The organism is Aeromonas sp. HMWF014 (assembly GCF_963878295.1).
GTDB classification, from domain to species: domain Bacteria; phylum Pseudomonadota; class Gammaproteobacteria; order Enterobacterales; family Aeromonadaceae; genus Aeromonas; species Aeromonas popoffii.
Map to the genome: position 1 here is coordinate 1 of NZ_CAWNYS010000266.1, position 13,999 is coordinate 13,999.

At 58.0% G+C, this 13,999-nt stretch carries 10 protein-coding genes, 1 tRNA gene and 2 pseudogenes; 5 read left to right on the forward strand and 8 right to left on the reverse strand.

Translation table 11 applies throughout. The features are described 5' to 3' along the window. Positions 1-44 precede the first annotated feature (44 nt). Entirely contained in the window at positions 45-1,088 is a 1,044-nt protein-coding gene (locus AAC083_RS10780) for a tyrosine-type recombinase/integrase (protein ID WP_108536577.1), read from the reverse strand. 265 nt (positions 1,089-1,353) lie between these two features. Here AAC083_RS10780 and AAC083_RS10785 point away from each other — a divergent pair. Then, positions 1,354-2,044, forward strand: a pseudogene (locus AAC083_RS10785) (IS1 family transposase). Between the two features lie 231 nt (positions 2,045-2,275). On the opposite strand, the gene AAC083_RS10790 reads toward AAC083_RS10785, so the two are convergent. Then, a tRNA-Thr gene (locus tag AAC083_RS10790) sits at positions 2,276-2,351 on the reverse strand. Between the two features lie 85 nt (positions 2,352-2,436). Next, on the reverse strand, positions 2,437-3,177 hold the full coding sequence (locus AAC083_RS10795; protein ID WP_108536578.1) for a phosphatase: 741 nt from the start codon (positions 3,175-3,177) through the stop codon (positions 2,437-2,439). 465 nt (positions 3,178-3,642) lie between these two features. Here AAC083_RS10795 and AAC083_RS10800 point away from each other — a divergent pair, with 465 nt between their 5' ends. The 3 genes and pseudogenes from AAC083_RS10800 to AAC083_RS10810 form a co-directional block, all read left to right on the forward strand. Next, a complete protein-coding gene (locus AAC083_RS10800; RefSeq protein WP_042038599.1) occupies positions 3,643-4,296 on the forward strand; it encodes a TetR/AcrR family transcriptional regulator in 654 nt (217 codons plus the stop codon). Between the two features lie 48 nt (positions 4,297-4,344). After that, positions 4,345-6,681: an acyl-CoA dehydrogenase gene (locus tag AAC083_RS10805; protein ID WP_108536579.1), complete on the forward strand. Its 2,337-nt coding sequence runs from the start codon at positions 4,345-4,347 to the stop codon at positions 6,679-6,681. A gap of 438 nt (positions 6,682-7,119) precedes the next feature. Further along, positions 7,120-7,260 (forward strand): annotated as a pseudogene (locus tag AAC083_RS10810) (efflux RND transporter periplasmic adaptor subunit); the annotation flags it as partial. 65 nt (positions 7,261-7,325) lie between these two features. Here the strand turns inward: AAC083_RS10810 and pyk are convergent. Further along, positions 7,326-8,765 carry a pyruvate kinase gene (gene pyk, locus AAC083_RS10815; protein ID WP_108536581.1) on the reverse strand — a complete coding sequence of 480 codons (1,440 nt, stop codon included), beginning with the start codon at positions 8,763-8,765 and terminating at the stop codon, positions 7,326-7,328. Between the two features lie 162 nt (positions 8,766-8,927). Then, positions 8,928-9,782 (reverse strand): MurR/RpiR family transcriptional regulator, encoded by an 855-nt coding sequence (locus tag AAC083_RS10820; protein WP_167335294.1) that lies wholly within the window; start codon positions 9,780-9,782, stop codon positions 8,928-8,930. A 349-nt stretch (positions 9,783-10,131) separates the two neighbouring features. On the opposite strand from AAC083_RS10820, the gene glk reads away from it, so the two are divergent. Continuing rightward, positions 10,132-11,100: a glucokinase gene (glk, locus tag AAC083_RS10825; protein WP_108536583.1), complete on the forward strand. Its 969-nt coding sequence runs from the start codon at positions 10,132-10,134 to the stop codon at positions 11,098-11,100. 331 nt (positions 11,101-11,431) lie between these two features. Here the strand turns inward: glk and AAC083_RS10830 are convergent, their stop codons facing one another. From AAC083_RS10830 to AAC083_RS10840, 3 genes are all read right to left on the reverse strand, one after another. Further along, positions 11,432-12,814 carry an ATP-binding protein gene (locus tag AAC083_RS10830; protein ID WP_181364719.1) on the reverse strand — a complete coding sequence of 461 codons (1,383 nt, stop codon included), beginning with the start codon at positions 12,812-12,814 and terminating at the stop codon, positions 11,432-11,434. Beyond that, positions 12,814-13,488 carry a response regulator gene (locus AAC083_RS10835; RefSeq protein ID WP_042038607.1) on the reverse strand — a complete coding sequence of 225 codons (675 nt, stop codon included), beginning with the start codon at positions 13,486-13,488 and terminating at the stop codon, positions 12,814-12,816. Before AAC083_RS10835 ends, AAC083_RS10830 begins: the two co-directional genes overlap by 1 nt. Positions 13,489-13,615: 127 nt before the next feature. After that, positions 13,616-13,999: ATP-binding cassette domain-containing protein (locus AAC083_RS10840; RefSeq protein ID WP_146181653.1), on the reverse strand; the 384-nt coding region annotated here is incomplete at its 5' end.

Sequence of the window (13,999 nt, forward strand, 5' to 3'; positions counted from 1 at the left end):
AAGCCGAGGTTCGGCCTAACCAAGTGTCCGGATTTAGTTGACCACTACACCCGGAACGTTGAACGAAAGCCATGAGCAGTAGCCAGCCGTTCAGGCGTCGTGCTTCGGGCCTCGACTCTTCTGAGCAGGGTGGTCAGTGCCATATCTGTGAGCGGTACTTGTTTACGTGGGGACGGGAAAACCCATTCACCATGCAGCCCCCGCACCTTATCCAATACAGCCATAGCCTGAAGAGATAACGGAATGCGGTGAATGACTTGGGTCTTCATCCTATCAGCCGGAATGGTCCAGATTGCAGCATCTAGGTCGAGTTCTTCCCAGCGCATGCTTCTCGCTTCACCAGAGCGGCAGCCGGTCAGGATCACGAACGACAGTAGGGCTCGGCTGACATCAAAGCGCTCTGCATTCGCTAAGTGCTGTTGGTAGAACGCTGGCAGTATCCGCCAATCCATCGCTGGTTGGTGCTGAGTGCGGATTGCTTTACTGGGCTGTAGTGGTAGTAGCTTATCCACGACATCGACAGGGTTCGCTTGGCAGAAGCCATGAGCCCATGCCCAGGCCATCACAGCATGAAGTCTCTGTTTCACGCGGGTGGCGGTTTCCGGGATCGCCAACCAGATAGGCTGTAGTACGCTGGCAATATGCACCGGGGTGATGGCGTTGATAGGCTGCCGACCGATGATCGGGAAGGCGTATTGCTCTAGGGTCGAGATCCATTGCTTCCCATGTTTGGGATTACGCCAGCCTGGGAGTAGCTGTTGGTGCACCTGGCGAGCCGCAATTTCGACTGTGGGTATCGTAGGCTTACTGGCTTCTTCTTTCTTCACCTCCAAGGGGTCCAGCCCTTTGGACAGTTGCTCACGCATCAGACGAGCCTGGCTACCTGCATCTGCAACCGAGACTTCCGGGTAGGAACCTAAGCCAGCATTACGGCGTTTACCGGTGATGGGGCTGACATATCGCAACACCCACTTTCCTTTTCCTTTTATCGTAGATGGATGTAACGCCAGGCCTGTGATTCCTCCATGAGGGAACGGTTTGTCTTCTGGTTTTAAGCTACGCGCCTTGGTATCGGTGAGTGTCGCCATGAGGTCACCTCTGTAGATATGAGTATGCCAACCAGTATGCCATTGCATATGGGTTTTGATAATGTGAGATTGAAATGGATTGGACGGTGTTTATTTATAACAGAATGATTTTAAGTGATTATTTGAAATTTCATGGATGGTTTTAGACTGTGTTATGGCGGGCTGTCTCTCCGCCATTTATTCCCTTCAAGCCCACGCCAGCCGAGGGTTTGGCATGGATATACTATGTCAGCCCATGCTTTCGATCGGTTGATAAGATATGGTGATGCTTTTGAGACTCAGTTCTTCATGGTATCCATCATCGTCTACTGTCCTCGTTGCCCTGCCTGTCCCCACGTTTTTCAGCTCACTTACACCTATGAAGCTCGTAAACCAGGTGTCAAAGAGAAGATTATCGAGATGGCCTTCAACGGCTCAGGTGTCCGTGACACAGCCTGCGTCCTCATATTGGCATTAACACCATCCTGCGCGCCTTAAAGAACTCGCACCAAGACAAGTAACTTCCGAAAAAGTTGTGCTGGATGATATGGAGCTTATCTGTGAATTGGATGAGCAATGGACCTATGTTGGCAACAAAAAACATCGACATTGGCTTTGGTATACCTTTGATACCAAAAGAAAATGCGTTGTTACCTATACTTTCGGCCAGTGAAACGATGAAACATGCCGTCGATTGCTGAGCCTGTTGATCCCCTTCCAGCTTGCGATGACTGGGAAGCTACGCCAAGGAAGTCCCACGCGAGATACATCTGACCGGGAAAATCTTTACACAGCGTATCGAGGGTAACAACCTGACGCTCAGAACGCTCAGAACGCTCAGAACGCTCAGAACGCTCAGAACGCTCAGAACGCGCATCAAGCGACTGGCCCGTAAAACCATCTGTTTTGTTCGCTCTTTTGACATGCACGAGAACGTCATCGACGCCTTTATTAAAAAGAAGCACCACTTAAACTGATTGGGGGAATCGCCAAAAGGTGTTTGGGGCGATTCTAGCCTTTGGCTTGGATCCTACAGCCCAAATAATTCAAGCCCACTGCTGACGAATGGGCTTTTTGTTGTGGAAGCAAAGCAAGTAGAAAATCTCAAAGGAGGGGGATGGATAGTGTGATGTTGGGCCTAGTGTTGGACCAATTGCAAAAAAGCAAAAAGGGTTAGCTTCACTGCGAAGCTAACCCTTTGTTGTATCTGGTGCCGATAAGGGGAATCGAACTCCTGACCTTCGCATTACGAATGCGCTGCTCTACCAGCTGAGCTATACCGGCGTGGCACTAGATTCCCGAAAACAGTGGGTCAAGTAAATGAGTCCCTCTTCTTTTTATGAATAAGCTCATGGAGTTAGAGTCGGGATCAGAGATCGGCAAACTCCGGGATATGGGCTCTGCCGCGGCTCTCGAGAAAATCGAGCAGGGCGCGTGGGGATCGTGCCAGGATCCTGTCCTGCGGGAAGTTTGCCTCGGTCACTAGCCGATGACAGTGCTCGAAATCCCCCAGGCTGAAAGCCACGTGGGAGTCGGAGCCGAAGGTGAGATAGGCGCCCAGATCCCGCGCTGATTCTACGATGGCGCGGCAGTTTCCTTCGCTACCCGGGCGGGAGTGACTGAAGGAGGAGTTGTTGAGTTCCAGCGCCACTCGGTATTCCGCGGCGGCTTTGACCACGGCCTGGATATCGATGGGGAAGGCGGGGTTGCCCGGGTGACTTATCATGTCGACCCGACCGCTCTTGATGGCGTTGATCATGGCCTGTGTATGAGTTGCCTGATCGCAGGGGGGAAATACAGGTTCGTGGAAGCCCGCCATGATCATGTCGAGTCGTGATTCGTAACGTTCGGGGAAGTCGATCTCGCCATCAATGTTTTTGATGTTGGCTTCGATGCCACGCAGTATGCCGACCCCGTCGATCATCCGCGGCAGCACATGCAGATTGACGAAGTGCCAGAAGTGGGGAGCATCGGCCATGTCCGGGCCGTGATCCGTGATGGCAAACAGCTTGATCCCCTTCGCCCTGGCGATGGGCAGATAGTCGTGAATGGTACTGTAAGCGTGGGTGCTGGCGACGGTATGGGTGTGGGTATCGACCGTATACTTCATCTTCTCTCCCCTTCTGGCGTGAGGCGCCAGCATAGCAAAGGCGGCGGGTCGAGACCACGTTGTGGCTTGTCATACTTTGTCACAAATTGCGTGGGCGTTGACAAAGTTTGAACACGCTTGGCCGCCATGATGGATGAATCGATGCAAGCCTGAACTCGCATCGATGGGTTGGATCCGGATGGTGCAACCTTTTTTTCCCCGCCGTCGCTCCCTGCGACGGTTTTTTTATCCGCGTATCGGCACCAGTGCCAGCAGGGCAAAAAAATGCCCAACTAGCATGGAGCAGGTTGGGCGAGACTTAATGCTTAATTACAGTGGCATAGATATAGAGTGTTGTTTGCCCGATAAGTTCCCGCTTTGTTCTCCATTTTTAGCAAAAACATTCCACTAACACTTGTTCACATTCTCTTGACATAAAAGGTTGTGAAACGTACTTTTTAAACATTCGTTTAAGAGAGGTGTTCTGTGAGTAAAATCGATACCAAAAACCGTATTCTCGATGCCGCCGAGGTGTTGTTTGCCGAACGGGGGTTCGCCGATACCTCTTTGCGTCTGATCACCAGCGAGGCCGATGTCAACCTGGCCTCGGTCAACTACCACTTCGGCTCCAAGAAGGAGCTGATCCAGGCCGTGCTCGACCGTTATCTGAGCCTGTTCATGCCTGAGCTGGATGCGCGCCTGAACACCTTGATGGAGCAGGAGCAGCTGACACTGCTGCAACTCTTTGAGAGCTTTGTCGAGCCGCTGATGAAACTCTCGGCAGTGCGGGCCAACGGTCCGGCCATCTTCATGCAGCTGCTGGGACGCGGCTATATCGACAGCCAGGGGCACCTACGCCGCTTTATCACCGCCCACTATGGCCCGATCTTGATGCGGATAACCCAGGCGATCTCCAAGGCCAATCCGGCCCTGTCGCCGGCGGATCTCTTCTGGCGCCTGCACTTCACCCTGGGCACCGTCGTATTCACCATGGCCTCCGCCGATGCGCTACGCGACATCGCCCTGGCCGACTTTGGCCAGCAGCTCGATGTGGAAGGGCTGGTGCGCAACGTTATTCCTTATCTGGCGTCCGGAGTCGGGGCGCCCGTGGAGTCGACCAGGCTCTCCCTGGCCGTGTAACAACCAACAATAAATCAACGGAAACAGTGAAATAGAAGGAACTTGAGTATGATCACATTGCTTGTCCTGCTGGTGCTGGTGCTGGTGCTGGCGATTGCCGTTGTGCTCGGCGTGCCCTCCATCCGTAAAAAGGTGGTAACCCGTCCCGTGTTCGGCATCTTCAAGAAGATATTGCCGCCCTTGTCGGCCACCGAGCGGGAGGCCATGGAAGCCGGCTCCGTCTGGTGGGATGGCGAGTTGTTTCGCGGTAATCCCGACTGGAAAAAACTGCACGGTTACGGCAAGGCCGAACTGAGCGCCGAAGAGCAGGCCTTCATCGATAATCAGGTCGAAACCCTGCTCGCCATGGTTGATGACTTCAAGATCGTCAATGAAACCAAAGACCTGCCGGAGCCGGTGTGGGACTACTTAAAGAAGGAAGGCTTCTTCTCCCTGATCATTCCGAAATCCTACGGCGGCCGTGAATTCTCGGCGATTGCCAACTCCACCATCGTCACCCGCATCGCCACCAAGAGCCTGAGCGTGGCGGTCACCGTCATGGTGCCAAACTCCCTCGGCCCGGGCGAGCTGCTGATGCACTACGGCACCCAGGCCCAGAAAGATTTCTGGCTGCCGGGGCTGGCCAACGGCAAAGAGGTGCCCTGCTTCGCCCTGACCGGACCGGAAGCAGGCTCCGATGCGGGCGCCATTCCTGACAAGGGGATCGTCTGCAAAGGGATGCACAAGGGTGAAGAGGTGCTGGGTATTCGCCTCAACTGGAACAAGCGCTACATCACCCTGGCGCCCCGCGCCACCGTGCTGGGACTGGCGTTCAAACTCTATGACCCTGAAAAACTGCTGGGTGACAAGGAAGAGCTGGGCATCACCTGCGCGCTCATCCCCACCAGCCACCCGGGCGTGCGCGTGGGCGATCGCCACTACCCCATGGGTCTGGCGTTCCTGAACGGCCCGACCTTCGGCAAGGATGTGTTCATTCCGCTCGACTGGATCATCGGCGGCCCGGATTACGCCGGTCGCGGCTGGCGCATGCTGGTCGAATGCCTCTCCGCCGGTCGCGGCATCTCGCTGCCAGCCCTTGGCACCGCCTGTGGTCACATGGCGAGCCGCACCGTGGGTGCTTACTCCTACGTGCGCAAGCAGTTCGGCATGTCCATCGGCAAGTTTGAAGGGGTGCAAGAGGCGCTGGCTCGCATCGGCGGCCTCACCTATCAGCTGGAAGGGGCCCGTCGCATGACCGCCGGCTCCTTGGACTTGGGTCAGGCACCGGCCATCGTCACCGCGATTTCCAAGTACCACATGACCGAAATGGCGCGCCAGATCATGGATGACTCTATGGATATCCACGCCGGTCGCGCCATTCAGCTGGGTCCGAAGAACTACACCGGCTACGCCTACATGGGCATTCCGGTCGCCATCACGGTGGAAGGGGCCAACATCCTGACCCGTAACCTGATGATCTTCGGGCAAGGGGCCACCCGCTGCCACCCGTACGTGTTTGCCGAGCTGGAAGCAGCCGCCGACACCGACGTGGAGCGCGGTCTCGAGAAGTTTGATGCCCTGCTGCTGAAGCATATCGCCTTTGGTACCGGCAACTTCTTCGGCGCCCTGTTCCAGGGGCTGACCCTGGGTCAGTTCAACGGCGCCCCCGTAGGGGGCGAGACCGCCCGTTACTACAAGCAGCTCTCTCGCATGAGTAAAGGGCTGGCGCTGTGTGCCGACGTCTCCATGCTGATGCTGGGTGGCGATCTCAAGCGCAAGGAGATGATCTCTGCCCGTCTGGGCGACGTGCTGAGCCACCTCTATCTGGCCTCCGCCACCCTCAAACACTACGAGGATCAGGGCCGTATGGTCTCCGATCTGCCGTTCGTGCAGTACGCGGTGGAGCGTAACCTCTATCTGATCGGCAAGGCGTTCGAGGGCTTCTTCCAGAACTTCCCGAACAAGGTGGTGGGTGCTGTGCTCAAGCGTGTGGTGTTCCCGTTCGGCGTGGGTTACCAGATGCCGGCGGACGATCGCTGCCACGCCATCTGTCTGGCCATGATGACGCCGGGCGAGTTTCGCGACCGTCTGACTGCGCTGTGCTACGTGGGCAAGGATGACGCGGATCCGGTCGGTCTGATGGATCGCGCCTTCCTGGCCATGGTGGCGGTACAGCCCATTGAGAAAAAGCTGGTGCAGGCCCAGAAAGAGGGCAAGCTTCCCCGCAAGATGGCCCTGCCCGAGCTGGTCGCGGCTGCCCTGTCCCAATCCATCCTGAGCAAGGATGAGGCCGACAAGCTGCTGGCCGCCGATGCTCTGCGCTACGAGGCGATCCAGGTCGACAACTTCGCTCCTGGCGAGCTGGAAGGTTTGTCCCAGCAGGCTCCTGTGGTGCACGCTGCCTGAAATAGCTTCGCAGACTGAACCTGAAACCGGCCGAGATGGCCGGTTTTTTTGTTTGTTTACCATGCAGTTATAACCGTGATGAAGGCCGGCGCAATGCAATCGCCCCCCCCCCTTGGGGCAGGAGGCAAGGCCAATGGAATGGCCGATCACAACAACTCAGGAAGCGTGAATGAATCTCGCCAAAACGGCGATCCAGGGCCCACCAGGAGGGCTGTCTCGATCGTGTGGATTGCCTGTTCAGTATCCGGGGGCAGCCCATCCAGCAGTTTTCCGGTATAGACAGCCCGATCCTCAACATCTCGGTGGATTGGCGCGGGTCTACCAGCGGTATGTTGCCAAGATCAGGCTGACGGGAGAGGGGAACCCGGTATTGCACATCCAGAATGGCGATACCGCCAGTGCGCTCCCGATCTTCCCGCCGGCAAGGCGCTGACAATGAAGCAGGTGCCGGTGACTGTGCTGTTTGGCGACAGCCAGCAGGTAGCGGTGAGCGGGGCGCTCAAGCTGGGGGACAGGGTGGTGGTGCGCGGTGCCGGCAGCTTGCGCCATGGTGACAAGGTCGAACTGTTTCGCTGTTGACACCGCTGTTTCACCATAAAAAACGGCTCCCGCGGGAGCCGTTTTTGTTGCAGCCAGCTGGTCGATTACTCGACCATCATTACCTTGCAGGTGTTGGTACTGCCGACGGTTTCCATCTTGTCGCCATGGGTCAGCAACACCATGTCGCCACTTTGCACCAGCCCCTTGGCTTTGAGCACATCCAGCGCCTCGCGGCACACTTCGTAGACCGGCTTGGTCTCGTCGCCGTCGAACAGCACTGGCGTGACGCCACGGTAGAGGTTGGTCCAGGCCAGGGTCTTGTTGTGCGGTGACATGGCGAAGATCGGCAGGCCGGAGCTGATGCGGGACATCAGCAGCGGGGTGGTGCCGGATTCGGTCAGTGCCACGATCGCCTTGACCCCTTCCAGGTGGTTGGCTGCGTACATGGTCGACATGGCGACCGCCTCTTCCACCGAGGTGAAGGTGTAGCTCATGCGGTGGTTGGAGACGTTCAGGCTCGGGTGTTTCTCGGCGCCCACGCAGACACTGGCCATGGAGGTCACTGTCTCGATGGGGAACTGGCCGGCGGCGGTCTCGGCGGAGAGCATCACTGCGTCTGTGCCATCCAGCACGGCGTTGGCCACGTCCATCACTTCCGCACGGGTCGGCAGCGGGGCGTTGATCATGGACTCCATCATCTGGGTCGCTGTGATGACGACGCGGTTCAGACGGCGGGAGTGACGGATCAACTTCTTCTGTACGCCGACCAGCTCGGGATCACCGATCTCGACGCCCAGATCGCCACGGGCCACCATGACGGCATCGGAGCCGAGGATAATGTCTTCCATTGCTTCATCGGTGGCGACTGTCTCGGCGCGTTCGACCTTGGCCACTATCTTGGCGTTGGAACCGGCTTCACGAGCCAGTTCGCGGGCGTAGCGCAGGTCATCGCCACAACGGGGGAAGGAGACGGCCAGGTAGTCCACGTTCATCAGGGCGGCTGTCTTGATGTCTTCCTTGTCTTTCTCGGTCAGGGCCGGGGCGGAGAGACCGCCGCCTTTCTTGTTGATGCCCTTGTTGTTGGAGAGGGGGCCCGCCACCGTCACAGTGGTGTGAATGCGGCTGCCTTCGACCAACTCCACCTTCAGCTGCACACGACCGTCGTCCAGCAGCAGGATATCGCCGGCTATCACGTCATCGGGCAGGCTCTTGTAGTCGATGCCGACCTGTTCCTGACAGCCTTCGCCCTTGCCGAGCGCGGCATCGAGAATGAACTTGTCGCCGATGGCCAGATAGACCTTGCCATCCTTGAAGGTGGAGACGCGGATTTTGGGGCCTTGCAGGTCACCCATGATGGCGACGTGACGACCGAGTCTGGCGGCGATGTCGCGTACCTGCTTGGCGCGCAGTATGTGGTCTTCAGCAGTGCCGTGGGAGAAGTTCATCCGCACCATGTCGGCGCCGGCACGGATGATCCCCTCGAGGATCCCCTCGCGATCGGTAGCCGGACCGAGTGTGGTTACAATCTTTGTACGTCTTGGCATGAAAGACTCCAGTTTGAAGTTGATATGACTTGGGATACTGCCCCGTCAAGCGCATGGCCCATTGCACCCGCTTGCAAGCCATCTGGGTGGCTTTTGTTACTAAATTACAATACTACACCAAGGAAGGTGGCATAGACAGCCGGGGGCCAAGGCCCCCGCCCGTCAGGAAGCGTGGGGGGTATCAAAGCGGGATTCGCGCAAACCTTCTTTGACTTTCTTCAGGTTTTCGCGAAATTTCATGCCACGGCGCAGGGTAAAACCGGTCGCCAGCACGTCTACCAGAGCCAGCTGGGCAATACGCGATGCCATTGGCATGTAGACATCAGTGTCTTCCGGCACGTCCATGGAGAGCACCAGATTGCACTCGCGGGCCAGCGGGGAATCCTTGGCGGTCATGCCGATGACAGTGGCGTCGTTCTCGCGGGCCAGCGCAGCAATTTCCACCAGCGCCTTGGTGCGCCCGGTGTGGGAGATAAGTACCACCACGTCCCCTTCGCTGCTGTTGATGCAGCTCATGCGCATCATGACGATGTCCTCGAAGCTCACCACTGGGATGTTGAAGCGGAAGAATTTGTTCTGGGCATCGCGGGCGACGGCGGAGGAGGCGCCCAGCCCAAAGAAGCTGATCTTCTTGGACTGGGTCAGGATATCGACGCAACGATTGATGGCGGAGATATCCAGGCTGTTCTTGGCGGCATCCAGACAGGCCATGGTGGATTCGAAGATCTTGGCGGTATAGGTCTCCGGCCCGTCTTCTGCTTCCACGTGGCGGTTCACATAAGGGGTGCCGTTGGCCAGGCTCTGGGCCAGATGCAGTTTGAAGTCGGGAAAGCCCTTGGTATCGAGACGGCGGCAGAAACGGTTAACGGTCGGTTCACTGACGTCGGCCATCTTGGCGAGGGTAGCGATACTGGAATGAATGGCCGTCTGCGGGGAGGCCAGAATGACCTCGGCAACTTTACGCTCTGATTTACTGAAACTTTCCAAATTATTAGTAATTTTATCAAGGGTATTCATCATCACCACCAGGCATTTTTGTAATTTAGCTTCAGTGTCTTTGCACTAAACTCACGGCTAAGCAGGTTTCCAATCAACTTGATGACTATACAAGACAAGCTCTTATCGAAACTAATCTTGGCCCTGCAAAGTATGACTCATGTCTAATTATTTCGTCTTTTTGGTTACAAATTTCCACCCTTTCCGTGAAAACGCTTACAAATGTTGCAAAGCAACAACACTGTGAGCGGGCGCACACTTGCATCCATCAATTGCGCCGCAGGGGGAGGGGCTCGGGTAGAATTGTTGCCAAATAATAATTGCGGGACGGTAAGGGCCGCCCCGACCCAAGTAACGAAGGAGTTGTTTTATGCAGCATACCCATGCACTGGTCGGCGACGTAGGCGGCACCAATGCGCGGCTGGCCCTGTGCGAGCTGGCGACTGGTACCATTTCCCAGGCCAAGACCTATTCCGGACTGGCTCACCCCAGTCTCGAGGCCGTAGTGCGCCTCTATCTGGATGAGCATCAGGTGCAGGTGAGTCAGGCCTGTATCGCCATCGCCTGTCCCATCAAGGGCGACTGGGTCGCCATGACCAACCACTGCTGGGAGTTCTCCATCAGCGAGATGCAGGCAAATCTGGGCCTGACCCGCTTGCAGGTGATCAACGACTTCACCGCCGTCTCCATGGCGGTGCCCGTGCTGGCTGATACCGATCGCCTTCAGCTGGGCGGCGCTGCGCCTGTGGCTGGCAAACCCATCGCCATCTATGGTGCGGGCACTGGCCTGGGGGTGGCCCACCTGGTGCAGGCGGGTGAGCAATGGCTGAGCCTGCCGGGCGAGGGGGGTCACGTGGATTTTGCCACCAACAGCGAAGAAGAGGATGCCGTGCTGCAGGTGATGCGCGCCGAACTGGGTCATGTCTCGGCCGAGCGACTGCTCTCCGGGCCCGGTCTGGTCAACATCTATCGCGGTCTGGTGAAGTCTGATGGCCGCGAGCCAGCAGACTTTGCACCCAAAGACATCACAGAGCGGGCGCTGGCGGGCGAATGCCTGGATTGCCGGCGCACCCTCAGCTTGTTCTGCGTGCTGATGGGCCGCTTCGCCGGCAACCTGGCGCTTAACCTGGGCACCTTTGGCGGTGTCTACATCGCCGGTGGCATAGTGCCGCGTTTCCAGGAGTTCTTCATCGGCTCGGGCTTTCGGGTGGCGTTCGAAGACAAGGGACGTTTCAAGTCCTATCTGAAGGATATTCCCGTTTTCCTCATCACCCACGAGGGGCCGGGTCTGCTCGGTGCCGGTGCCTACCTGCGCCAATCGCTGGGCATCAAGTTGTAAGCCGAAACAGGGGCGGCAGCCAACCGTCCCATGGTACAGCTTTGATTCAGTGACCATGGGATAGAGTAACCACACGTACTCAAGAGGCCAGGGCACCATAAGGAGTTGGGACTTGTCTTCATCCACTGGGTGCGTTTGTCACCTGACAAGCCTGAACTGTTTCACCGGCCCTTGCGGCCGGTTTTTTTATCTTTTGATCTCCTCCCTGCTCCCGGATTGTCGCTTCCCCTGCGTGATGTGATCTTGCGGATGCCGGGCTGGGGGAAAAGGGAGGGATAAAGCACAACGCCTGCGGGCAGGCGTCGTTATTCGTGTCGGGGCTGAGGCAAACTCAGGGCAGATCCAGGGTGAAGCGGGCGCCCCCCAGCGGCGATTCATCCACCATGATCTGGCCGCCATAGCTGTGCACTATCTCGGTGACCACGGCCAGACCTATGCCCTGGCCGGGAGAGCTGTCGGCGCGCACGCCGCGCTGGAAGATCTGTTGCGACTTGCTCGGGTCTATGCCCGGGCCATCGTCCTCAATCGCGATCCGCAAGCGGTCGTGGCGGCGGCTCACCGTCACCCGGATTTCGCTGATGGCGAACTTGAAGGCGTTGTCGAGCAGGTTGCCCATCAGCTCCATCAGATCCCCCTGTTCGCCGGCAAAGAAGACGTCGTCATCGAACGTGAAGCGCGTCTGCAACTTCTTGTGGCGATAGACCTTGGCGAGGCTGGCCAGCAGCTTCTCGATGAGGGGCACAGGTTCCGTGCCCTTGCTGGCGAGGCGCTTGCGGCCGGTGACAGCGCGGCGCAGCTGGTACTGGATGATCTGATCCATGGTCAGGATCTGCTCACTGATGTTGTCATGGATGTCGTGCCCCAGCTTGATCTCCTGCGCCGTCATCTGGATCAGCGCCAGCCGGGTTTTCAGGCTGTGGGCCAGATCGTTCAGCGCGTGCTGATACCGCTGGGTCTGTTGGCGTTCGTTCTCCAGCAGCTGGTTGACTGATTCGGTCAGCGGCGTCAGCTCTCGCTCGTAGTCGTCGGAGAGCGCCTCCCGCTTGCCCGCCCGGATCTCGTCGATCTGGCGCGCCATGGTGCGCAATGAGGTCAGGCTCCAGAAGCTGGTGAGCAGCAGCAGGGCGCCGAGCAGCGAGTAGGCCAGCAGGGCCTGGCGGATGCACTGATAGAGGTAGCTGCGGGTCTGGGTCAGGTAACGCTTGGCCGAGTCGACCATCACCACGTAATAGGTGGTGGGGCCCTCACCGTGATTGCGCAGAAAACGCAGGCTGTAGATGAAGTAGCTCTCGCCATTCTGGATGGTGTGACGCTTGAAGAAGTAGTCCTGATCCAGGCCGCCGAGGTACTTCATCAGATCCTGACAGATGGTGCCCTTGGCGCTGATCACCTCCGGCATGTGCAGGCTGGACCAGCTCAGCTGGCCATCGGCCCGGCAGATCAGGGTATCCAGATTGGGGTCGATGGCATCCGGCGTGATCTTGCCGAGATCCTTGGTGGCATGGAGATCCGGCAGCTTGGATGAGAACAGCTTGGAGAGGTTCTCCTGCATGCGGATGCTGGCCTTCTGGGCCTGCTCCTCGGTGTGGCCCAGATAGAGGATGTAGACGGAGAAGGCCATGATGAGCGCTATGACCAGCATGGCGCTCAGCATCAGCTTGATATGCAGCGAACGATGGATCAGTCTCATGGGCCGTGGCAGGCGAAGGCGCATCAGCTGCACGAGAGGTTGAAGATGTAACCCTGGCGCCGGATGGTGGAGATGGGCTGGGTGGTCCCCTCCGGGTCCAGCTTCTTGCGCAGTCGGCTCACCATCACCTCTATGGTGTTGGGGTCCCCTTCACCATCGCCGTAGAGCTGGTCCAGCAGTTGCTGCTTGGAGACCACCTGGCGAGCGTTGCGCATCAGGTATTCGAGGATCAGGTATTCGAAGCTGGTGAGCACGGCCGGCTCACCCGCTATGGTCAGCTCCTTGCGGGAGAGATCCAGCTCATAGTCGCCTGCTTTGACCTTGGGCGAGATGAAGCCAGCGCTGCGCCGCACCAGGGCATTGAGCCGTGCCAGCAGCTCGTCTTTCTGGAACGGCTTGACCAGATAGTCGTCCGCCCCGGCCTCCAGCCCCTCCACCTTGTCCTGCCAGTTGCCACGGGCGGTCAGGATGATGATGGGGAAGGGGATCTGCCGCTCGCGCAGCTGTCTGATGAGTTGCAAGCCGTCCATGTCCGGTAGCCCCAAATCTATGATGGCCACGTCTATGGGGTAATCAGCGGCGTAATGCAGGGCCACCTGGGCACTGTCCGTGCTGTGGACCTGATTCTGGGCCTCGGTCAGCAGGGTGGAGAGGTGGTGATTGAGCAGCTTGTCGTCTTCGACCAACAATATTTTCATAAGGTGCGCGATCATGGGGATCCAAGCTGTCAATTAGAGGGTTTATGCCGGGGAGAGTCAATCCGGATCCTATCAGGAGTGCCTGTATCGGGACTGAATCAGGGCATTTTTATTCGCTGGTTAATCATCAAGGGGTGAGGACCTTTGGGTGCTCCGCCTCTTCCCCGGTCTGCTGGTGCCACAGCCGGGCATAGAGTCCCGATCGTGCCAGCAGCGCCTCGTGGCTGCCTGACTCCACTATCTGCCCCTTGTCCATCACCAGGATGCGATCGGCATTGCGCAGGGTGTTGAGGCGGTGGGCGATGCTGATCAGGGTGCGGCCCTGGCGAATGGCCGCCATGTTGGCCATGATGGCCGCCTCGGATTCGTAGTCGAGGGCCGAGGTGGCCTCGTCGAGCAGCAGTATCCTGGGGTTGGCCAGCAGGGCGCGGGCCAGGGCGATGCGCTGGCGTTGTCCGCCAGAGAGGCGGGCGCCCTTCTCGCCCACCTGCTGCCCAAAGCCCTCGGGCAG

Coding starts and splice junctions, on each gene's coding strand:
- AAC083_RS10780 (WP_108536577.1), bottom strand. CDS start 1,088: ATGGCGACACTCACCGATACCAAGGCGCGTAGCTTAAAACCAGAAGAC.
- AAC083_RS10795 (WP_108536578.1), bottom strand. CDS start 3,177: ATGAAGTATACGGTCGATACCCACACCCATACCGTCGCCAGCACCCAC.
- AAC083_RS10805 (WP_108536579.1), top strand. CDS start 4,345: ATGATCACATTGCTTGTCCTGCTGGTGCTGGTGCTGGTGCTGGCGATT.
- pyk (WP_108536581.1), bottom strand. CDS start 8,765: ATGCCAAGACGTACAAAGATTGTAACCACACTCGGTCCGGCTACCGAT.
- AAC083_RS10820 (WP_167335294.1), bottom strand. CDS start 9,782: ATGAATACCCTTGATAAAATTACTAATAATTTGGAAAGTTTCAGTAAA.
- glk (WP_108536583.1), top strand. CDS start 10,132: ATGCAGCATACCCATGCACTGGTCGGCGACGTAGGCGGCACCAATGCG.
- AAC083_RS10830 (WP_181364719.1), bottom strand. CDS start 12,814: ATGCGCCTTCGCCTGCCACGGCCCATGAGACTGATCCATCGTTCGCTG.
- AAC083_RS10835 (WP_042038607.1), bottom strand. CDS start 13,488: ATGAAAATATTGTTGGTCGAAGACGACAAGCTGCTCAATCACCACCTC.